Annotated in this window: 17 protein-coding genes and 1 pseudogene; 7 read left to right on the top strand and 11 right to left on the bottom strand. The window is 68.7% G+C overall.

Annotated features, from left to right (window positions below):
• Positions 1 to 218: 218 nt before the first annotated feature.
• The gene (pepN, locus tag AB0I19_RS03500; protein WP_357143899.1) at positions 219 to 2,693 is read left to right on the top strand and encodes an aminopeptidase N; all 2,475 of its coding nucleotides are present in this window, start codon (positions 219 to 221) and stop codon (positions 2,691 to 2,693) included.
• Positions 2,694 to 2,735: 42 nt separating this feature from the next.
• Here the strand turns inward: pepN and AB0I19_RS03495 are convergent, their stop codons facing one another.
• Positions 2,736 to 3,551 (bottom strand): NAD(P)H-binding protein, encoded by an 816-nt coding sequence (locus tag AB0I19_RS03495; RefSeq protein WP_357143896.1) that lies wholly within the window; start codon positions 3,549 to 3,551, stop codon positions 2,736 to 2,738.
• A 259-nt stretch (positions 3,552 to 3,810) separates the two neighbouring features.
• On the opposite strand from AB0I19_RS03495, the gene AB0I19_RS03490 reads away from it, so the two are divergent.
• Positions 3,811 to 4,356 (top strand): hypothetical protein, encoded by a 546-nt coding sequence (locus AB0I19_RS03490; RefSeq protein ID WP_357143893.1) that lies wholly within the window; start codon positions 3,811 to 3,813, stop codon positions 4,354 to 4,356.
• A 38-nt stretch (positions 4,357 to 4,394) separates the two neighbouring features.
• On the opposite strand, the pseudogene AB0I19_RS03485 reads toward AB0I19_RS03490, so the two are convergent.
• From AB0I19_RS03485 to AB0I19_RS03470, 4 genes and pseudogenes are all read right to left on the bottom strand, one after another.
• A pseudogene (locus AB0I19_RS03485) lies at positions 4,395 to 6,176 on the bottom strand (thiamine pyrophosphate-requiring protein).
• Between the two features lie 16 nt (positions 6,177 to 6,192).
• A complete protein-coding gene (locus AB0I19_RS03480; RefSeq protein WP_067489661.1) occupies positions 6,193 to 6,450 on the bottom strand; it encodes a DUF4235 domain-containing protein in 258 nt (85 codons plus the stop codon).
• Entirely contained in the window at positions 6,447 to 6,818 is a 372-nt protein-coding gene (locus tag AB0I19_RS03475; protein ID WP_357143890.1) for a DUF3618 domain-containing protein, read from the bottom strand. The genes AB0I19_RS03480 and AB0I19_RS03475 overlap by 4 nt, the downstream gene beginning before the upstream one ends.
• Positions 6,815 to 7,231, bottom strand: a complete 417-nt coding sequence (locus AB0I19_RS03470; protein ID WP_357143888.1) for a phage holin family protein — start codon at positions 7,229 to 7,231, stop codon at positions 6,815 to 6,817. The genes AB0I19_RS03475 and AB0I19_RS03470 overlap by 4 nt, the downstream gene beginning before the upstream one ends.
• A 99-nt stretch (positions 7,232 to 7,330) precedes the next feature.
• Here AB0I19_RS03470 and AB0I19_RS03465 point away from each other — a divergent pair, with 99 nt between their 5' ends.
• Positions 7,331 to 8,977: a bifunctional 3'-5' exonuclease/DNA polymerase gene (locus AB0I19_RS03465; RefSeq protein ID WP_357143886.1), complete on the top strand. Its 1,647-nt coding sequence runs from the start codon at positions 7,331 to 7,333 to the stop codon at positions 8,975 to 8,977.
• Between the two features lie 5 nt (positions 8,978 to 8,982).
• On the opposite strand, the gene AB0I19_RS03460 is transcribed toward AB0I19_RS03465, so the two are convergent.
• Both AB0I19_RS03460 and AB0I19_RS03455 read right to left on the bottom strand, forming a co-directional pair.
• The gene (locus tag AB0I19_RS03460) at positions 8,983 to 9,186 is read right to left on the bottom strand and encodes a hypothetical protein (protein ID WP_357145110.1); all 204 of its coding nucleotides are present in this window, start codon (positions 9,184 to 9,186) and stop codon (positions 8,983 to 8,985) included.
• A 147-nt stretch (positions 9,187 to 9,333) separates the two neighbouring features.
• A complete protein-coding gene (locus AB0I19_RS03455; protein WP_357145107.1) occupies positions 9,334 to 10,209 on the bottom strand; it encodes an alpha/beta fold hydrolase in 876 nt (291 codons plus the stop codon).
• A gap of 90 nt (positions 10,210 to 10,299) precedes the next feature.
• Between AB0I19_RS03455 and AB0I19_RS03450 the strand changes: the two genes are divergently transcribed.
• Both AB0I19_RS03450 and AB0I19_RS03445 read left to right on the top strand, forming a co-directional pair.
• Positions 10,300 to 11,001: a TetR family transcriptional regulator gene (locus AB0I19_RS03450; protein WP_357143884.1), complete on the top strand. Its 702-nt coding sequence runs from the start codon at positions 10,300 to 10,302 to the stop codon at positions 10,999 to 11,001.
• Between the two features lie 103 nt (positions 11,002 to 11,104).
• Complete coding sequence (locus AB0I19_RS03445; protein ID WP_357143882.1) at positions 11,105 to 11,572, top strand: hypothetical protein; 468 nt, start codon at positions 11,105 to 11,107, stop codon at positions 11,570 to 11,572.
• Between the two features lie 32 nt (positions 11,573 to 11,604).
• Here the strand turns inward: AB0I19_RS03445 and AB0I19_RS03440 are convergent, their stop codons facing one another.
• From AB0I19_RS03440 to AB0I19_RS03430, 3 genes are all read right to left on the bottom strand, one after another.
• Complete coding sequence (locus tag AB0I19_RS03440; protein ID WP_357143880.1) at positions 11,605 to 14,196, bottom strand: LuxR C-terminal-related transcriptional regulator; 2,592 nt, start codon at positions 14,194 to 14,196, stop codon at positions 11,605 to 11,607.
• An 83-nt stretch (positions 14,197 to 14,279) separates the two neighbouring features.
• Entirely contained in the window at positions 14,280 to 15,377 is a 1,098-nt protein-coding gene (locus tag AB0I19_RS03435; RefSeq protein WP_357143878.1) for a catalase family protein, read from the bottom strand.
• Complete coding sequence (locus tag AB0I19_RS03430; RefSeq protein WP_357143876.1) at positions 15,374 to 17,185, bottom strand: peroxidase family protein; 1,812 nt, start codon at positions 17,183 to 17,185, stop codon at positions 15,374 to 15,376. Before AB0I19_RS03430 ends, AB0I19_RS03435 begins: the two co-directional genes overlap by 4 nt.
• 219 nt (positions 17,186 to 17,404) lie before the next feature.
• On the opposite strand from AB0I19_RS03430, the gene AB0I19_RS03425 reads away from it, so the two are divergent.
• The gene (locus tag AB0I19_RS03425) at positions 17,405 to 18,145 is read left to right on the top strand and encodes a hypothetical protein (RefSeq protein ID WP_357143875.1); all 741 of its coding nucleotides are present in this window, start codon (positions 17,405 to 17,407) and stop codon (positions 18,143 to 18,145) included.
• A 137-nt stretch (positions 18,146 to 18,282) separates the two neighbouring features.
• On the opposite strand, the gene AB0I19_RS03420 is transcribed toward AB0I19_RS03425, so the two are convergent.
• Positions 18,283 to 18,687 (bottom strand): hypothetical protein, encoded by a 405-nt coding sequence (locus AB0I19_RS03420; RefSeq protein WP_357143873.1) that lies wholly within the window; start codon positions 18,685 to 18,687, stop codon positions 18,283 to 18,285.
• Positions 18,688 to 18,896: 209 nt separating this feature from the next.
• Here AB0I19_RS03420 and AB0I19_RS03415 point away from each other — a divergent pair, with 209 nt between their 5' ends.
• Entirely contained in the window at positions 18,897 to 19,760 is an 864-nt protein-coding gene (locus AB0I19_RS03415) for a caspase family protein (protein WP_357143871.1), read from the top strand.
• Positions 19,761 to 19,781: the final 21 nt, after the last annotated feature.

Raw genomic sequence — 19,781 nt, 5'->3', positions numbered from 1 at the left:
TGTTTTATTTGAGAATGAAGGTGATTCATAAATAGATGCGCATATCGCGCTATCGGCATGTTATTTACTGACCTAAGCCTGGTCCGAGGCGTGCACCGCCCCGGCAAGCACATCGACCGTCGGCCCAGGCCACTCGAATTACCTTGCCCCCCAGACGAATAGATCGGGGCCGCGATAACCACTCCCCTCCCCCACCACATGACTGGCAGGATCGGGACGTGACTACCGCCAACCTGACCCGCTCCGAGACCGCCGCGCGATCCGCCACGGTCACCGTGCGTGACTACCGCGTCGAACTCGATCTGTCCGGCGCAGCCGACCACACTCGCCCGGGATTCACCACCACGACGACGGTCGCTTTCGACGCCACGGCGACCGCGACGTGGCTCGATTTCCTCGGCCTCGCAGTCGAATCGGTCACCGTGAACGGACGGGAAGTGCCGGTCGACTACGACGGCGCGCGGATTTCGGTGACCGGGCTGTCGGCATCGAACGTCGTCGTTGTGCGGGCGATCGGCGAGTACAGCCGCTCGGGTGAGGGCCTGCACCGGTTCCTCGATCCGGTCGACGACAGCACCTACCTCTACACCCAGTACGAGCCGGCGGACGCGCGCCGGGTATTCGCGTGCTTCGAGCAGCCCGATATGAAGGCGCCGTTCACCTTTGCCGTTACGGCGCCCGACGGCTGGGAGGTGGTGTCGAATCGGCCCGCCGATACCGTGACCGTCGACGGCCCGAATCAGACGGTGGAGTTCTCACCGACCCTGCCGATTTCCACCTACATCACCGCGGTCGCGGCCGGTCCGTATCACCGCGTCGAATCCTCCTGGAGCCGTGGAGAACTGACGATCCCGCTCGGCGTGCTGTGCCGCGCCTCGCTGGCCGACCACCTGGACGCGGACACGATTCTCGAGGTGACCCGCCAGGGGCTCGACTTCTTCGCCGAGCATTTCGCCTACCGGTACCCCTGGGGCAAGTACGACCAGGTGTTCGTGCCCGAATACAACCTGGGTGCCATGGAGAACCCGGGCCTGGTCACCTTCACCGAGGCCTACGTGTTCCGTGGTGCGGCGACGGCGGCGCAGTACGAGGGTCGTGCGAACACGATCCTGCACGAGATGGCGCACATGTGGTTCGGTGATCTCGTCACCATGGTGTGGTGGGACGACCTGTGGCTCAAGGAGTCCTTCGCCGACTACATGGGCGCGCTGGCCAGCGCCGAGGCCACTGAGTGGACCGACGCCTGGGTGGCGTTCGCCAACCGCCGTAAGGCGTGGGCGTACCTGCAGGATCAGTTGCCGACGACGCATCCGATCGTCGCCGACATCACCGATCTCGAGGCGGCCAAGCTCAATTTCGACGGCATCACCTACGCCAAGGGCGCCAGCGTGCTCAAGCAGCTCGTCGCCTATGTCGGCCGGGAGGCGTTCTTCGCGGGCGTCCGCCGCTATTTCCGGGCCCACGCGTTCGGCAACACGACCCTCGATGACCTGCTGACCGAGTTGTCCGCCGAGTCCGGCCGCGACCTCGACGTGTGGGCGCGGGCCTGGTTGCAGACCACCGGCGTCTCCACCGTGACCCTCGACGAAGACCACATCGTGCAGACCGATCCGCGCCCGAACCGGCTCGCGGTCGGTCTCTACGACTTCGACGCCGACGGCGACCTCGTCCGCCGTGACCGCGTGGAGGTCGACATCGTCGAGGAGCGCACCCCGGTCACCCTCTCCCCCGCTCCCCTGCGGCTGCTCAACGACGGCGATCTCACCTATGCGAAGGTTCGTCTCGACGCCGATTCCCTGGTGACCGTGGAGCGGTCACTCGACCGCGTGGTCGATCCGCTGGCACGCGGGCTGATCTGGGCGGCGCTGTGGAATGCCACGCGCGATGGCGAACTCGCCGTCGGCCGCTACTTGACGATGGCCCGCGACTTCGCTCCCGCCGAGTCCAATACGGCCCTGCTCACGGCGGTGCTCTCGAACGCCTCCTTCGCCATCGGTCACTATTTGCCGACCACCGAGCGCGACAGGTGGCGGCAGGAATGGCTCGAATCATGCTGGACGGCACTGCATTCCGCTGCGCCCGGTTCCGGCGAGCAGCTGGCGTTCGCCCGCGCGACCGCGGCCGCCGCCACCGTCGACGCGGGGCGGGCCGCCGATATCCGCGCCGTCTTGCTCGGCGAAAACCCCGCCCCGAAGGGTCTGGCCCTGGACCCTGACCTGCGGTGGGCCCTCTGGACGGCACTGGCCGCGACCGGCGCCGCGACCACCGACGATCTGGACACCGAACTCGCCCGCGACGACACCGCCTCGGGCCGCACCGCCCACCTGCACGCCCTGGCCGCCCGCCCGGACCGGGACGTGAAAGCCGCCGCGTGGACGCGCATCTTCGACGACACCGCGCTCACCAACGACCACCTCGATGCCGTGATCGACGGCTTCCGCGCAGGCGACCGTCGCGACCTGATCGGCTCCTACGACGACGAGTACTTCGCCCGACTGCGTCCGACCTGGGAGCAGCGCAGCATCGAGATCGCCCGCCGCATCGTCATCGGCCTCTTTCCCGCCGCCGATTCCCTGGCAGCCGTGGACGACTGGCTCGCGACGAATACCGGCGCCCCCGCTGCCCTGCGCCGCCTGGTCGTCGAGCAACGCGATCATCTCGCCCGCGCGCTGCGGGTCCGCGCCCTCGGATGAGCTCGACCGCGCCGAGCTTCCGAGGTGCGGTAGGCAGGTGGATCAGCCGTCGAGGAACTGATCGGCGTTGGCTTTCGCCCAGTCGCGGAAGGTGGTCGCCGGGCGGCCGGTGATGTCCTGGACGCTGGTGATCGGGAGCGTGTCGGTCGGCGGGCTGTAGCCGAGCAGGACGTTGTCGACGTACCACTCGGTGTTGTCGCCCATGCTCGGTGCCAGGGCGGCAATGGTTTCGGCCCGATCGGATCGGCGGAAGGTGAGCTCGCGGCCGATGGCGGCGGCGATCTGGGCGAGCTGCTCGGCGCGGGTGAGGACTTCGGGTCCCGCCAGCGGGTAGGCACGCCCGAGGTGGTCGTCGTCGAGCAGAGCGGTAGCGGCGACCGCGGCGATATCGTCCATCGCGACGGGTGCGGTGGCCGTCTCGGGGCGCGGTTCGCGAACCGTACCCGTAGCGCGGATCTGCTGCGACCAACTGACGCTGTTCTCCATGAAGTCGGCGGGCCACAGGTGCGTCCACGCCAGCCCACTGTCCTCGACGGCGTTGCTCACGGTCCCCCACCAGCTGTCGGGTTCGCCGGACAGATCCACGACGTGGCGGACGCCGGCCGCTGCCGCTCGCTCGAGCACCGCACCGACGACTTCGGGTGCCGGCGCGAGGTAGATCCGGTCCACGCCGTCGAATACTCCGTCCAGGCTGTCCGGCTTACGCAGATTGCCGCGCACCGGCACCACCCCGGCGGGCAGCGCCGCCCGGTCCGGATTCACCGTCAGCGCCCGGATATCGGAGACCCCTCGCGCGACCAGTTGGTCCACGACCTTGCGTCCGACACTGCCCGTAGCTCCTGTCACCAGGATCGTCATGACGTTCCTTCCGCTCGATTCCCTGAATCCTCATCCTGCCGAGAAATTCCGGATCCGGCATATAGGAATTTCGACGGCATAGCGAAACCTACGGTGTGGCAATCTCATTCGGCGAATGCGCCCATTCGGTGATGTTTTTCCGGTATGACCGCTGGTGGGTTCACATCCGGTGGGGACAGTGTGAAGATGATCTCGGGCCGAGATCCGGTCCGGCAGAGGATGTTCCGCCGGACTCCGGCGGGCAGACTGGAGGGGCAAGATGAAGAAATTCTGCGCGGTCGCTGTCCTCGCGGTCGGGGCCGTCGGTCTCACCGCCACCACCAACGCTCATGCCGCACCGACGGCGGCCCCGGTTGTCCAGGGCACCGAAAACGGGGTGGCGTTCACCGCGGGCCCCTCGTCCGACGGTGCAGGGCTCACCACCTCGGTGGTCGACGGCACCTTCACCCTCGCGGGTGGCACCGTGACCCTCACCGATCGCGAGGGCCGTGCGGTCGCGTCCATTCCGACCCGAATCGCCTCGACCGCGGGCACCTTCGACCTGGCAGCGGCGATCGCGGCCGACGGCCGCTCGCTCACCCTCACTCCGGTGGGCGCACCGGCCGCCGTCACGGCCAATACAGCCGAGTTCGTCGACGAGGCCGCCGAGACCCAAGCCCGTAAGCAGCACAATGCGGGGATCGGCGCGCTCATCGGCGCCGGAATCGGCGCTGTTCTCGGCTTCTTCCTCGGCGGTGTCGGTGCGCTGGTGACCATCCCGATCGGTGCGGGCATCGGCGCGCTGATCGGCTACTCGACGCCGTAGCGAGGCGGTGGTGGCCGGCCTTCGGTCGGCCACCACGCTCACCGGCGAAGTTCCTGCGCCTTCGACTTCACTCCCTGCACGAGCAGCCGCCATGCGCCTGGGTCACCTTGCAGCACAGCACGTCCCAGGTCCTTGACCTGGTCGGCGGTCGCGTGCGGCGGCAGGGGCGGCACTTCGGGATCGCAGCGGATGTCGAGCAGCACCGGGCGATCCGCCGCCAGCGCACGGTCCCAGGCCGGGCCGATGTCCTCGGACCTGTCCACGCTGATGCCGACCATGCCCGCGCAGCGCGCCATATCGGCGTAGGAGACGTCCGGAAGCGTTTGCGATTCCTCGAATTTCGGCGCACCACCCATGGCGCGCAGTTCCCAGGTGACCATGTTGAGGTCGTTGTTGTGGAACACGCACACGATCAGCCGCTGATCGGGCCACAGGTCCTGGTAGCGCTGGATGGTGAGCAGTTCGTTGAGTCCGTTCATCTGCATGGCGCCGTCACCGACGATGGCGATCACCGGCCGGTCCGGGTGCGCGAATTTGGCGCCGATCGCGTACGGCACGCCCTCGCCCATGCTCGCCAGCGTGCCCGACAGCGATCCCCGCATGGTGCCGCGCATGCGAAGGCAACGGGCATACCAGGTGGTGGAGGAGCCCGAGTCGGCGGTGACGATCGCGTCGTCGGGGATGCGCTGCGACAGTTCTCACACGATCCGCATGGGATTGGCCGGTTCGGCATCGAGCATGGACTGGTTCTCCACGGTCTGCCACCACTGCGCCACATTCGCTTCGACCGTCTCGCGCCAGGAGCGGTCGTCCTTGCGCTGTAGCAGTGGAATGAGCTGGCGCAGTGTGGCTTTCGCGTCACCGACCAGGTTCACCTCGGTCGGGTATCGCATTCCGATCAGGGCGCCGTCGAGGTCGATCTGCACCGCGCGGGCCTGGTCGTATTCGGGCAGGAACTGGCTGTAGGGGAAGTTGGAGCCGATGATGAGCAGGGTGTCGCAGTCGCGCATCAGTTCGTAGCTGGGGCGGGTGCCGAGCAAGCCGATCGAGCCGGTGACGAACGGCAATTCGTCGCTGAGTACGTCTTTGCCGAGCAGTGCTTTGGCGATGCCCGCACCGGTCAGTTCCGCGATCTCGAGTACCTCGTCCACCGCGTCGCGCGCACCCTGCCCGATCAGCATGGCCACCTTGGTGCCCGCATCGAGCACGGCCGCCGCCCGTTCCAGCTCGGATCGCACCGGCACCGAGGTTGTCAGCGGTGCGCTCGGCGGGCTGGACGGCACCTCCTTGAAGGCGTGCGCGGGCGGCTCGTAGGGTTCCTCTTGCAGGTCGGCCGGAATGATGACCGCCGTCGGCGCGCGCCGGGCGAGGGCAGTGCGAAATGCTCGATCCAAGGCGTTGGGCAGCTGGTCGGCGACATTGACCTCGACCAGGTATTCGGATGCCACGTCCTTGAACAGCGCCTGCAGATCCACTTCCTGCTGATAGTTGCCGCCCATGGCGCTGCGGGCGGTCTGCCCGACGATCGCCACCACCGGCACGTGGTCGAGCTTGGCGTCGTAGAGACCGTTGAGCAGATGGATGGCACCGGGGCCCGATGTCGCCGCGCACACGCCGACCCGGCCGCTGAACTTGGCATAACCCACGGCCTGGAACGCCGACATCTCCTCGTGCCTGCTCTGCACGAAACGCGGTGTGTTGTCGGCCCGTCCAAAGGCGGCGATCAGGCCGTTGATGCCGTCGCCGGGGTATCCGAAGACCTGTTCGACACCCCATTCCCGCAGCCGGCGCAGCACGTAATCGCCTACCTGTTCCGACATGGTTCTCCTGTCCTCGTCAGTCGGGCCACGTTCCCGTGAGCGACTTGTAGCCGGTGGCGCCCGCCCGGTCGACGGCGGCTTTCACGAGGCCGAAGATGGCGCCTTGGAGAGCGGCGGCCAGCAGCACTTCCCGCCAGGTCGCGTTGCGGGTGGTCGAGGTCGGCGGGTCGCCACCGTCGGCCACCGCGCCCCAGACCCGGTTGAACACCGCGCTCGCGGCGATGCCGCCGAGCACGCCGACGACCATGCCGAGCGGTTTGTACAGCGTTTTCATGCGCGCCGCCGCCGGGCGAGGAACCAGACCAGCAGGGCGGCGAACACCGCGGCCGCCGCGACCGGAACCTGGGGTTTGCGGGCGGCCAGGTCCGCGGCCTGCCTGCCTCGGTCGACCACGGGGTCGGGGACCGAGGACTCGACCTTGCCGACCACCTGTTCGGCTTTGTCCCGTGCCTTGTCGGCGGTGTAGAGCGCCTGGTATTTGGCGTCGGTGACGCGGTGCTTGGCCGCTTCGGTCGTCTCGTGGACCTTGTCCTTGGTGCGGGCGGGGACGTCGAATTTGTCGGTCAGCTCGGCGACGGTCTCGCCGAGTTCCCGGCGGGCCTGGTCACGGTCCCGGCGCAGTGCCTCCGGGTCGTCGGTCATCGTCTGCTCCCGTCCTTGATGGTGTCGATGTCGTCCTTGATGCCGTGCACGGCTTCCTGCGGTATGGGCGGTGCGGCCGAACTGACGTTCTTCTTCCCGACGAGCGCCAGGATCGCGCCGATCACGAGCAGCGCGGCGCCGACGATCAGCGCGGCCGCCCATTCGGGCAGTACCAGCGCCAGCGCGAAGATCGCCGCGACGGTCAGCGCGATGCCGCCGTAGAACGCGACGAGTCCGCCCGCTCCGGCGATGCCCGCGCCGCGGGCGATTCCTTTTGTGCGGTCCTGCATTTCGACGCGTGCCAGCTGCAGCTCGTCGCGCACGAGGCGGGTGATCTGTTTGGTGGCGTCGTCGACGAGTTCGGTGACCGACCGGGTGTGCTGCGTGGGCGGGCCGGTCTGCGTGTGCGCCATCGCGTTACCTCCTGTCCGGGTTCTCCCGATCGTGGGCCGCTTACCCGGCACCCGGGCCGGTAAACAGTGGTTGTCGGACCCTGCTGACAGACTCTGCGCATGCGGTGGGCGGTGGCGGAGACGGGTGACGGTGGCGCTCGCCTGTGCCCGCTCGACCAGGACGGGCGTCCGGCCGGTCCGGTCGTCACGGAGCCGTCGCTGGTCGAGGCGATCCGCGCACGCCCGCACGTGGGCCGGTGGGTGTGGCGGTCCACCGCCGAGATCTACCGGCCGCTGCTCGCGGCGGGTGTGCGCGTGGAACGCTGCTACGACGTGCAGGCGGCCGAGGCATTGCTGATCGGGTACGAGCAGGGGCAATCCGGTCAGCCTCGGTCGTTGGCGGCGGCCTGGGCGCGGCTGCGGAACCTGCCCGTCCCACCCGACGCGCCCGTGCGGAGCGCCGAGACGCAACCCTCGCTGTTCGATTCGGGTCCGGTGCCGTTGCCGCCCGGCACCGACGAGCTCACCGCGCTGGTCGAGGTGTACGCGACGCAGCTCGCGAGGACCGAGCGGACCGAACATCCTGATCGGATGCGCTTGCTGATCGCGGCCGAATCGGCGGGCATGCTGGTGGCGACCGAAATGTCGCGCGCGGGTATTCCCTGGCGGGCCGACGTGCACCGCGAACTGCTCGACACCATGCTCGGTGAACGTTTTCCCGGTGGGGCGGAACCCCGGCGGATGGCAGAACTCGCCGACGAGGTGTCGCGCGCCTTCGGCACCCGTGTGCGGCCCGATCTTCCCCAGGACATCATCCGGGCGTTCGCGCGGGCGGGAGTCGCGTTGTCCTCCACGCGTAAATGGGAGTTACAACGCATCGATCATCCGGCGGTCGCGCCCCTGTTGGCGTACAAGACGCTCTACCGCTTGCACACCGCGCACGGTTGGGCCTGGCTCGAGCAGTGGGTGCACGGTGGCCGATTCCGGCCCGAGTATCTGCCGGGTGGAACGGTGTCGGGGCGATGGACGACCAATGGTGGTGGCGCCCTGCAGATTCCGAAGGTGATCCGGCAGGCGATCCGCGCCGATCCCGGTTGGGTTCTGGTGGTGGCCGATGCCGATCAGATGGAGCCGAGGGTGCTGGCCGCCATCTCCCGTGACCGCGGTTTGATGGAGGTGGCCGGTCGCGGCGAGGACCTGTACGCGGATCTGGCGGCGCGTGGTTTCGGTGGCGACCGGGCCCAGGCCAAGCTCGCGCTGCTCGGCGCCATCTACGGCCAGACCTCCGGCGACGCGCTCACCCATCTCGCCGGTCTACGGCGCCGATATCCGGCCGCGGTGGCCTATGTCGACGACGCGGCCTACGCCGGGGAGGAGGGTCGGCTGGTACGCACCTGGTTGGGCCGGACCTGCCCACCGGTGTCGGCCACTCCGGAAGAGATCGATGTGCCCCCTGCCGAGCGCAGCGGTTCGGCGGCGCGCGCCAGGGGCCGCTTCACCCGCAATTTCGTGGTGCAGGGCAGCGCGGCCGACTGGGCCCTGCTTGTGCTGGCCGCGTTGCGGCAGGCGATCGCGCAGATGCGCGCCGAGCTGGTGTTCTTCCAGCACGACGAGGTGATCGTGCACTGCCCAGCCGAGGAGGCGCCGGTGGTCGCCGAGGCGATCGCTGCGGCGGCCGACCTGGCGGGCAGGCTCACGTTCGGGGAGACTCCGGTGCGGTTCCCCTTCACCACGGCGGTGGTGCAGTGCTACGGGGATGCCAAATAGTCAGGTCATTGGCTGGGTTCGGGCAGTTGGCATTCGCCGACCTTGGGGTTCATGCCGAGATAGTTCAGCGGACCCGCCGCCACGGTGAGCGCGATGGTCCCCCAGTCGCCGCAGTTGGTCGGGGTGTCGGTGAAGTAGTCCCGCTGGAACGCCGCGACCAACCCGGCCAGCAGCCAGGCGAGAACCAGCAGCGAGAACAGTGACTTGATGGTCTGATGAGGTGGTCGGGCCTGGATTTCTCGTACTTCGCGTACTTCTCGATCACGTCGGTTACGTCGTCCGCGCATCGTCATCGCATCCTTCCCACTCAGGGGTACCACGCGGATACCCGGTGTGATCAGCGCCAACCCTGCACGTCACACCCGATCGCAGGCGTGGCGGAAGAACTCGATCTGATCGGCGACGACGCGGGTGCGCAGCGCCGGTTCGGTGTAGAAGGTGAAGTGAGTACCAGGGTAGACGCGCAATCGGCCGTCGGGTGCTCGTTCTGCCAGCTCGCGGCTGGTGTCGAGGGGTGTCTCCCGGTCGTCGGCGGCGGCGCAGACGAGCAGCGGGCAGGTGAGGCGTGCGGCGGATTCGGCCGGGCGGTATCGCATCATCGACAGCAGGGCGCGCGGGGCGATGCTGTTGCGCCAGAGTGTTTCGCCACCGCCGGTGAGGGTGGCGATGTGCCGCTCGGCGTCGGCGGAGGCGGTGACGGCGAGTTCGCCCGGCGCGCCGACCATCCGGATGTAGTAGGGCCGCATGCGGAGTTTGCCGCGCACGGCGTCGAAGATGATGGCGGCCAGCAATGCCAGGTTGTCTGCGGCCGAGCGGCCTTCGACCTTCTCGGGAAATCCGTTGAACGGGATCTGCGCGACGACCGCGGCGATGCGCGGGTCGGTGGCGGCGACGGTGATCGCGTGGGCGCCGCCGAGCGAGTTGCCCCACAGCAGGATGCGCTCGGGGTCGATGCAGTCGTGCGCGCGGGCGAAGGCGACCGCGGCGCGCAGATCGTCGAGTTGTCCGGCGATGTCGGGGACCTGCCGGGGCTCGCCGTCGCTCTCGCCGAAGCTTCGGTAGTCGAAAACCAGTGTGGCCCAGCCCGCTTCGGCGAATTGTCGCGCGTGGTCGAACAGGCGGTCCATCGTCCCACTGAACCCGTGGCACAGGACGACACAGGGCAGGGCTCTCCCGCCCTCGGGGAGCTCCAGGTAGCCGACGCACCGGCTGTTTCCGGAGGGGAACGACACTCGGGTTCGCACAGGACTTGCTCCCGCCTCACTAGACTGACTCTTGGTAAGTAATCGTAGCGTCCAGACTGACCCGAGGTAAGTGGTGCGATGACATCCGAGCGAATTCTTGCGGCCGCGCGTTCCCTGTTCGCCGCGCGCGGCTACCGGGCGACCTCGATGCAGGCCATCGCCGACGAGGTGGGCATCACCAAGGCCGCCCTCTACTACCACTTCGACTCCAAAGAGGCGATCCTGCACCAGCTCACCGTGCCCCTGCTCGACGAGCTGGAAGCAACCCTGGCCGAGGCGGAGGCGGGCACCGATGCCGAGGACGTGCGGTGGCGGACCATCGAGGGGTATGTCGATGTGCATCTGCGCCACCGGCAGACACTCACCATGCTCGTCAAAGACATGAGCCTGCTCGTCCAGGCGCCGATCGCGGACCGTTTCCGGGCGGCGATCGCGCTGGCCAACGACCTCGTGGCGGGGCCGGGAGCCGGACTGGAACAGCGTGTGCGGGCGTGCCAGGTGGTGGCCGGGCTGGCCGATCCGGTGGTGCTGTTCCGCGACGCACCGATCGAACGGCTGCGTGCCCTGATCCTGGACGGCGCGCGGGCTCTGCTCGGCGACACGGGTGTTCGGACGGCACGTGGCCCGGCCCGTGGGCGCAACGGCGGGCGACCGACAGCGCTCACGGCGGAACAGGCCGAGCAGGCGCGGAGGGCGCGCGATTCCGGAGTCGACGCCGCGGAACTCGCCCGGCGCTTCGGGGTGTCGCGCGCAACTGTCTATCGCGTTCTCAAAAACTAACGTTCTGCGACTAGATTCTGATACTGCGAGAATCTGATGCCCCGCTCGCTAGGCTGGCGGCGCCCCCGCGCGAACCCGTGCGCGATCTACCCTGAGGAGCACCATGTGGCCGTCCGATTGGCCGTCGCCTGCCCGCGCCATCGCGACCACTGTCGCGGCGTGCGTCGCCGCCGCACGCACCAGCGACGAATCGGCTTTCCTCGAACACACTGCTGATCTGGCCGACCTGCCCGCAGACCAGGTGACCATCGTCTTGTCGGCCGTCATCCGTGAACTCCTCGAGGCCGCCCATCCCGACGGTCTCGCCGCCGACGACATCCGCACCGTCCTGACCGACGTCCTGCGCCACTCGCTCCCCTGGCTCCCCACCCTCGACCCGACCACCGTAGCCACCGCCCTCACGGGCGCCCTCGGCATCGACGAACACCCCGACCACCCACCGACGAACCCCCACCCCGCCGCCATTCTCCTGATCGCCCACCTCTCCGAAGCAACCCGAATCCCCACCGAAGACAGCATCACCCGCGCCATCGAAGAAGTCGCCCGCGCCGAAACCATCGAAATGCCCTGAGCACCGATAGCTCTGGGCGGTGTGTCGCGACTTCAGCGGCTGCGGATCAGGCGGGCGAGTTGGTCTCGGTCGGCTACGTCGAGTTTGATGCAGGCCCGGTAGATGTGGCCTTCGACGGTGCGGATGGAGACGCACAGGCGTTCGGCGATGGCCCGGTTGGACAGGCCTCGGGCGATCAGGGCGGCGATTTCGCGTTCGCGTTCGGTGATGGGCAGTGGGCGGGCGGCGGCGGTGACGGCGGGGGTTCCCGCGTCGTCACAGCGGGCGGCGAGGGCCGAGGCGCGGGCGGCGGACTCGGCGCTGGGGTGGCGCCGTCCGGCGTGGTCGTAGATGGGGACGGCTTGGGCGGCGGCGTCGGCGGCCGACAACAACAAGCCTGCGGCCTCGAACTCCTCGCTCACCTCGGTGAGGGCGGCGGGGTCGGCCTTGGCCAGCGCCGCCGCGTGCCGGGCGTAGAGCCCGGCGATCGGGCCCTGCACGCGGGCGGCGAGAGCGGCGAGCCGGGTGGCCACGGTACGGTCGCCGAAACGCGCGGCGTGGTGCAGCGCCTCGGCCTCCAACGCGAATTGGCCTGCGCGACGGGCGATATCGGCTGCCGTGCGGGCGAGCTCCACCGCCGCGTGGGGTCGGTGTTCCGCCGCCGCGAGCCAGGCGCGGGCGATGACGCGCTGCGGTTCGTGCAGAGCCATATGCGGCCCCCTGTGTTCTTCGGCGTCACCGAGGACGCGCTCGGCATTCTCCACCTCCCCCAGTGCCGCGTAGGCGCGGGCCAGCAGCAACCGCGCGGGCAGTTTCCACGGCAACGAGGCCTCGGCATTGAGGGCGGCCAGTGCCTGCTCGAAGGCGGTGATCGCGTCGCGGAACCGGCCGCGATAGGTGGCGACCACCCCGGCGGCGATGCGGGCCACCGCCCAGCCGGCGAACTGCCCGGCCGAGGAGAACTCGCGGTACTCGGTGGCCCGCTGTTCGGCGAGGTCGAGGTCGCCGATGGTGGTGAGGGCGAGCACGTCGCCGTAGCGGACCATCACCCGGATGAGCCCGTCGGTCGCCTTCTGCTGCGCACGGCTGCGTGCCGCGATGGGCGCGAAGTCGGCGCCACGACCGGCGACCGGCAAGGCGAGACCGAGCGCGAAGGCAGCGAAATCGACCGCCTGGCGGGGTGATTCGGGATCGGCGATGACCCGCTGCGCGGCATCGATGCCCTCGGCGATGTGGTTCTCGTGGACGGCCATCGCCGCCGCCGCGGCATCGACGGTCAACCGCAGGGCGGGGTATTCGACCCGCGCCCGCAGCAGGTCGACGAGTTCGCGGGCGTGTTCGACGTCGCCGAGCGACCAGAAGCGCAGGCTCGCCCGCACCACTCCCCACTGGACCAGTTGCAGGGGGTCGAGCCGGTCGGGGTCGAAGCGGGCGAGGATCCTGTCGGCCTCGCGTGGTCTGCCCTCCCACAGCAGCGCACGGGAGTGCAGTTCGGCCGCGCGCAGCCCGCCTCCGCGTTCGCAGGCGGCCCGGGCGAGCTGCTCGCCGAGCGGCAGATTCGCCAGTGCCACAGCGTCTTTGGCCGCGTCGATGAGCAGGTCGACGTCGACGGGCCGGTCGCTATCGACACACAACCTGGCCAAGCGGATGCGATGCGCGGGCGTGCTCAGATCCCGGTCGCGCAGCGTATCGACGAGGCGTCCGCGCCGGGCGCGTGCGGCTGCGGTGCCGACGCGGCGGCGCACCACCTCGCCGAGCAGCGGATGGCTGAACCGCACATCGACGGCACCGTTGTGCCTGCACACCCGGATCAACGCGGTCGATTCGGCCGCGTCGACCGCATCCACACCAACCAATTCGCTGAGGATGTCGATATCGAGCGGCTCGTAGACGGCCAGCATCTCCAGCACGTCGAGCACCGGTTTACCCGCCCTGGTGAGCCGTTCGTCGAGCAACGCGACGAGCCCGGAGGGCACCGCGGTCGGCCCGCGCAGCTGCCAGACCCCGTTGACGTCGGTGAGGGTGCTCGCCTCCACCGCGCCCTCGACCATATTGCGCAGGAACAGCGGGTTACCGCCGGAGGATTCCCACATCACATCGGCGCTGAGCCCTTCGAGTGTTCCGCCGAGTACGGACTGCACGAGGCCGGTGCACTGCTGTTTGGTGAACGGCGCCAGCTCGATTCGTTCGAGGTAGCCGTCCTTCCACAGCGAGGTGACCGCGTCGGGTACCGGTTCGCCGCTGCGGACCGTGGCGACAACGCGGGCGCCCCGGTCGACGGCGATCTGGTGCACGAGGGTGGCCGACAAGGTGTCGAGCAGGTGGGCGTCGTCCACGCCGAGCACGGTGCCGGGCACGGTCAGCAGGTTCTCGCGTGCGGAATGCAGAAGCGCGAGCGGGTCGCGTGACGCCGAGGCGGCGATCCAGGGCGCGAAGGCTCCGAGCGGGATGGCTTGGGAGGAGGCGGTGCACGCCGCCCAGCGCACGGGATCGGGGAGGGCGGCGGTGACGAGCCGCGCGAGTGTGGTCTTGCCGACGCCTGCCGCGCCGACGAGAACCACGCCACCGGATTCGCCGCTCGTCAGCGCGCGGTGGACAGCTTCGTACTCGGTGGGGCGATCGAGCAGCTGCCACAGTCCGCCCATGGGCGAAAAGTGTAGTTGTCCTGCGACGACGCCACAACGAAACGCGCCGGGCACGGGCGCTGCACGGGTGGGTGCGGTGCTGGTCACGGCGGCAGCTCGGTGGCGTCGCGTGGTTCGATGCGTGGCGCGTTGCCCACGTCGTGGCGGTAGTTGCTCGACGCTTCGTACACCCGCTTCTTGAGCCGGTTGATCGAGCCGAGGGGCCGGTGCGCGTCGAGCCCGCGCCAGGAATTGAACGAGAGCACCTCGTCGCCGTAGGCGCGGCGTTGCGGAGTGTAGGGATCCTGCCGGTCGAAGCGCAGGGTCGCCACCGTCTGATGCGCGGACTCGGTTTCGGGCCAGTCGACGGTGGCGTCTTCGATGGGCATGCTCGTGATGTTCGTGCACAGCTGGGCGCGTAGTTCGTAGGTGGCGCCGTGGTTGGCGAAGAAGTCGATCACCGAGTTCTGGTGGGCATTCACGCCAGCCGATGTCGCGATCGGGCGGCCCTGCAGCGCAACGACTTCCGGCGACACCGGGGCGTAGAGCAGTTTGGCGACGTAGTCGCCGTGGCGCAGCGGCGCCGAGGTGTAGAACGTCTCGCCGAGGATATGGGTGTTCGGGGCGACGAAGACGGCGAGATTGGGTGGCACGCCCTTGCCGACGCGGCGCAGCACGTGGGTGTCGAGCGCGGACATCAGGTCGCTGCCCACCCGCAGAGCGGTATCGGGCAGGCGGGCCAGCACCCAGGCCGTCGGCATGCCCTTGGTGAGGTAGGCGTGTGCGTCGGCGAAGAGGAACTCCCGATGGGTGACCATGATGAAGTCCTGGGTGGTCGCGTCGTCGTCGGGTAGCGCGCGCGGGCCGTGCACACCGAGCACCTTGATGCCGAGCCCGCGCACGCCGCGCAACTGGTCGCTGCGGATGGCCCCGGAGGTGCTCGACAACCGGGCGATCACCGGATAGGTCGCGGGCCTGGCGAACATGCCCTGTGCCAGTTCGGGTCGCAGGCCGGCGTGGACGGTGAGTTCGCCGCGCAGGATGCCGTGGCTCTTGGCGTGCGCGTCGCGCAGGCCCCGCTTGTACTTTCGGAAGGCACGTTCGTTGTTGGTGCGCAGTACCGCGATGATCCGGTCGATATCGCGCTCCTCGTCGGCACGTGGGTGTTCGAGATCGTCGCGGTAGCGCAGGTAGGTCGTCATCGGGACCTCCACGGGGCGAAGGGGTTCGCGACGCCGGTCAGGGCCGGGGCGAGGGTGGGGAAATGGCGGAGCAGCACGGTGCGCATCGTGTTGTCGCGCACCCAGGCCATGCCCGCCTCGGTGTAGATCTCGGGCCGGAAGTCGGTGGTGAAGAACCGGTCGGCCGAGAGTCTGCGCGAGGCCATCAGCACGAAGATCCGGAAAGCGGTGTCGCCGAAGCCGAAGCCGGGCGGTTTGGGCTCGGCGTAGAGGCCGATCAGCAGGTCGACGTCCTCGACGGTGTCGTACACCTGCGCGAGTTCACGCGCCCACCGCGGGTCGTCGGTGAGATCGTCGAACGAACGCGCGGGCCTCAGGCGCAGTTGCCGCCGGAACTCGTTGTAGCGCGGCACACCTCGTTCCCGGACGCGGAGGATGTCGATGGTCGCCAGGTCCAGTGGCTGGTCTTCGCCCCGGTCGAGGCGGCGCAGGTGTTCGGGGTAGTTGTGCAGGGTGAGCGCGCCCGGGTTGGCCCGGCCGAAGGAATACAGCAGCGTGTCCATCGGGTTTTCCGCCAGACGCCGACGGATGTGGCGCACCCCGAGCTCCGGGAAGGGAAGGCGGGCGAGCACCCTGTCGTCGGCGAGGCTGCGCACAGCGAGTTCGTCGGGGATCAGCGGATGCATCCGGTACACGGCGACGAATTCCTCGGTCAGCGAGTACGGGACGCCGTGGTCTTCGCGCGCGGAACCAGGTATGCCGCAGAGGACTTCGTTGTCGACGAGCCTGCCGAAGCGGCGCGCTATCCGTTCACCGAGCAACCCGAACCAGTTGGCGCGCAAGGAGGCGACGGTGGTGGGGTGGGCGATCACGGCCGGTGTCCAGTCGACGGTGTGGATCTTGGCGATCAGGGCGGCGTTGATCAGGCGGGCGGTGTCGTAGAGCCACTGGTCGTCACGGCGGTCCGGATAGCGGGCGACCAGGCGCTCGCAGATCGCGTTGTGCTCGCGCAGGAACAGCGAGTGCAGCAGGGCCGGCCCCACCCAAGCGTTGGCGGCGGCAGGCGATCTGGCCACCAGGTTCTCCGCGTCCAGCGGTGGCAGGCCCAGCTCGTCGATGACGACCTGACCGAGTTTGCCCGAGCGCAGACGGCCAGCTGCTTCGGCTGTGCCGCCGTAGATCTGGGAGGCGTCCCACCAGTGCGATTCGCCGGTGACGAAGGTCGGCGGGTCGGCGGGATCGGGTGCGGGCACGGTTGCCGTACGCGGGATCGTCATCGTGGGTTCGGGCCAATCGCCGTCGGCCACCGTGACCGTGAACGGTTCGGCATCGGCAGGCCGGTGGCTGAACCAATCGTGTACCTCGAACTGGATCCACGCCGCGGCAAGCAGATTCAAGGTGGTCGCGGGCCGGAACTCCTCGCGAGCGAGCAGCGCGGTGCTGACGGTGCGTGGATCGGGGTCGAGAATGCGGGCGCTGTCCTCGGGACGAGTGTGGTCGAGGGGAATGTTGCGGCCGAATCGGCAGCCGATCGAGCCCGCGCGCGGATCGCCAGGAGTGTTGTAGGTGCCGTCCATGGTGCGCGTGCGGTGCTCGCCGGGCCGGCCGGGCGGGAGCGGGCCGTCGGGGTGCGGGCCGGTGTCGAAGAGGTTCCGAGCCCGCAGTCTCGCCCGCAACCCGACGAGCACTGCCAGGCCCAGCGGCGTCGGCAAACGGAACCAACCGATCCGGCGGTCGAGGACTTCCGCCGCCGTGACCAGGGCATTCGTGATGCGAGATCGATCGGGCGCGGTGTCACGCGCGCTGGTCTGGTGAGTGGCGTCGATCATCGGGAACCTCCACGAACTCCACGCGTACGGGACCGGATCGACTCAGTTTCCGCCGCGCGTACCCGGCTGTCACGAGTAGTCGACTACTTCAGCGCCGCGGGTGAGCGGAGTGCGCCGCGTTGGGGTAGCGGACTACGCGCGCGCGGCCGGGCCGGGGTGGGCGACGCTGATCCGTGGACATCGCGCCGTGTCCGCTACCAGCGACCGAAGGGGCTCCGGGTGATCACGCCGATCGAAATCAAGGTCAACCTCGACACCGACGTCGCGCTCGCGCTGCGGCACCTCGGCTGCGACCCGGCGGCGGCCGCTGTCCGCGACATCTGGTTCGCCGAACCCACCCTGGCCGGCTCACCGGACCTGCTGGCGGGCCGGATGGTCATCCGGTTGCGCAGCGGGGCCGACGACGACCTCACCGTGAAGCTGCGACCGTGTGCGCCCGCCCAGTTGACCGGCCGATGGGCACGCCCGTTCCTCGACGACGGGGTGCGCTACCGCATCGAACGCGATTGGTGCGGTTCCCGGCGCATGTTGTCGGCGTCGGCGATCAGTGGGTGGCCCGCCGGTTCCCTCGGTGCGTTCGTCGACCGCGGGGTCGATGTCACCGAGGCGCTCGCCTCCGCGCAGCGACAGTTCCTGGTGAGCTGCACGCCACCGGGTGTCGCGGTCGACCGGCTGCGCGCGCGGGGCCCGGTGACCGCCCTGCGGTGGACCGGTGTCGCGCTGGGTGCCCTGTACGCCGATGTCGAACGTTGGCAGACCGGCGAGCTCGATCTGCTCGAGCTCGCGATGAAAATCACTGCGGCACCCGGCGATTCACCCGTCGGCCTGCATCTGCGCGCCGCCGCCGCGCAACAGGCCCTCGAGGACGCCGTGCACGGGCTCGGCCTCGCGATCGCGACCGGCGCCACCAAGACCGAGCAGGTTCTCGCCGCATCGGCCCGAACACGACCGAGATCCTAGACGGCAGGACGTCGTGGCCCGCTCGCGATCGACCTCGTTGTCGTCGACAAGCGCTGCCGCGACTGCCGCAGAACACCGGCGACCGGAACCGACCACGCTGTCGGGCCGGCCCGGTGTACCGCGACACTGCCGGGCGTTCAATTCACGATGATGAAGTTGAACAGCACCCTGATATTGCTGCTCCAGCCGACGTGATAGCGCACCGAAATGGTGCCGTCGGCATGCGGGACCACATTGAGCACCTGCGTGGTCGCCAAACCGAGAAACGGGGTGCCGTTGTTGTCCCGCTCGGTCAGGCTCACCGAGACCTGGCTGTCGGCGCGCACCGTCGCATTCGGGAAACCGAACACCCAGGCGCCGGTGCCATGGGTGAGCAAACCCTTCTGCGCCCAGAAGATCGAGGTGATATTCGTTTCCCCGATTGCCCGGGTGCCCATCGCCTCGACGGCGGAGTATCCCGCTTTGGTCGACTCGAAATCCGCTTCTTCCACTGTGTCCGCGCTCGCCGCGACGACCGCGTCACTGCTGTCTGCCTGCAACATTTCTCTGCCCTTTCTCGGCGGGAGAATCTTTGTCCATCGATGGTCGCGCGCGGACCCGGTCCATCGAATGCGTAATCCACTACCCGATTTCGCACCGCCGTATTCGGGTAGTCCGCCACGCTATCGGCCTCGGCGCCGCATCCCGAGGATGAGAAGTGCCGAACAATTCGGCGACTTTCGACAATTCCGGCTCGGATGGAGGAACGGCAGTGAGCGGATATTCGTTGCACATCGGTTTGAATCGGGTCGATCCCGGCGCCTACGGCGGTTGGGACGGCGCACTCGCGGGTTGCGTGAACGACGCGAATTCCATGGCGGCGCTGGCCGCCGCGCAAGGCTTCGCCACCTCGGTGACCTTGCTCGACAGCGCGGCCACCTCGTTCGCGATCATCGGCGAGATCGGTCAGCTCGCGACCAACGCGCAGCCGGGCGATCTCGTGCTCATCACCTATTCCGGGCACGGCGGTCAGGCGTGGGACGTCGACGGCGAGGAGGACGACAATCAGGACGAGACCTGGGTGGCATTCGACCGCCAGATCGTCGATGACGAACTGTTCCAGATGTGGCGTCAGTTCGCGGCGGGCGTGCGGGTGGTGGTGTGCTCGGACAGCTGTCACAGCGGCACCGTGGTGCGCGACGCCTTCACGCGCGACAGCCGCGCGGCCATCGCGAACGTGGCAGAGAGCGCTTACGCCGACGCACCGGCCGCGCCGACGGTGGTGCAGGGCAGCCCGAAGGCGATGCCGCGTGAGGTGCAGTCCGAGGACAACAAGCGGCGCAGGCAGCTGTACTCCTTCGTGCAGCGCTTGAGCGGTCCGCAGTCGCGTTCGGATCTGCGCGCGAGCGTGGTGCTGTTGTCGGGTTGCCAGGATTCGCAGCTGTCCTACGACGGGCCGGTCAACGGCCAGTTCACCGGGTCGCTGCTCGAGGTGTGGGCCAACGGTGCCTTCACGGGCGGGTACACCCAGTTCCATCGGCAGATCATGAACATCATGCCGCCGGATCAGGTGCCGAACCTGTACCCGCTCAACGCGGGTGCCGATTTCCTCGAACAGCGACCGTTCACACCGTGAAAATCGGGGGGTGCGGGTGGC

It is taken from the genome of Nocardia sp. NPDC050413 (assembly GCF_040655475.1).
Classification (GTDB): domain Bacteria; phylum Actinomycetota; class Actinomycetes; order Mycobacteriales; family Mycobacteriaceae; genus Nocardia; species Nocardia coubleae.
This window is presented reverse-complemented; position numbering and strand designations above follow the sequence as displayed.

Bases quoted from the DNA above. Each gene is read 5' to 3' on its own strand.
- AB0I19_RS03495 (WP_357143896.1), bottom strand. From the start codon at position 3,551: ATGACGATCCTGGTGACAGGAGCTACGGGCAGTGTCGGACGCAAGGTC.
- AB0I19_RS03490 (WP_357143893.1), top strand. From the start codon at position 3,811: ATGAAGAAATTCTGCGCGGTCGCTGTCCTCGCGGTCGGGGCCGTCGGT.
- AB0I19_RS03480 (WP_067489661.1), bottom strand. From the start codon at position 6,450: ATGAAAACGCTGTACAAACCGCTCGGCATGGTCGTCGGCGTGCTCGGC.
- AB0I19_RS03475 (WP_357143890.1), bottom strand. From the start codon at position 6,818: ATGACCGACGACCCGGAGGCACTGCGCCGGGACCGTGACCAGGCCCGC.
- AB0I19_RS03470 (WP_357143888.1), bottom strand. From the start codon at position 7,231: ATGGCGCACACGCAGACCGGCCCGCCCACGCAGCACACCCGGTCGGTC.
- AB0I19_RS03465 (WP_357143886.1), top strand. From the start codon at position 7,331: ATGCGGTGGGCGGTGGCGGAGACGGGTGACGGTGGCGCTCGCCTGTGC.
- AB0I19_RS03450 (WP_357143884.1), top strand. From the start codon at position 10,300: ATGACATCCGAGCGAATTCTTGCGGCCGCGCGTTCCCTGTTCGCCGCG.
- AB0I19_RS03445 (WP_357143882.1), top strand. From the start codon at position 11,105: ATGTGGCCGTCCGATTGGCCGTCGCCTGCCCGCGCCATCGCGACCACT.
- AB0I19_RS03440 (WP_357143880.1), bottom strand. From the start codon at position 14,196: ATGGGCGGACTGTGGCAGCTGCTCGATCGCCCCACCGAGTACGAAGCT.
- AB0I19_RS03435 (WP_357143878.1), bottom strand. From the start codon at position 15,377: ATGACGACCTACCTGCGCTACCGCGACGATCTCGAACACCCACGTGCC.
- AB0I19_RS03430 (WP_357143876.1), bottom strand. From the start codon at position 17,185: ATGATCGACGCCACTCACCAGACCAGCGCGCGTGACACCGCGCCCGAT.
- AB0I19_RS03420 (WP_357143873.1), bottom strand. From the start codon at position 18,687: ATGTTGCAGGCAGACAGCAGTGACGCGGTCGTCGCGGCGAGCGCGGAC.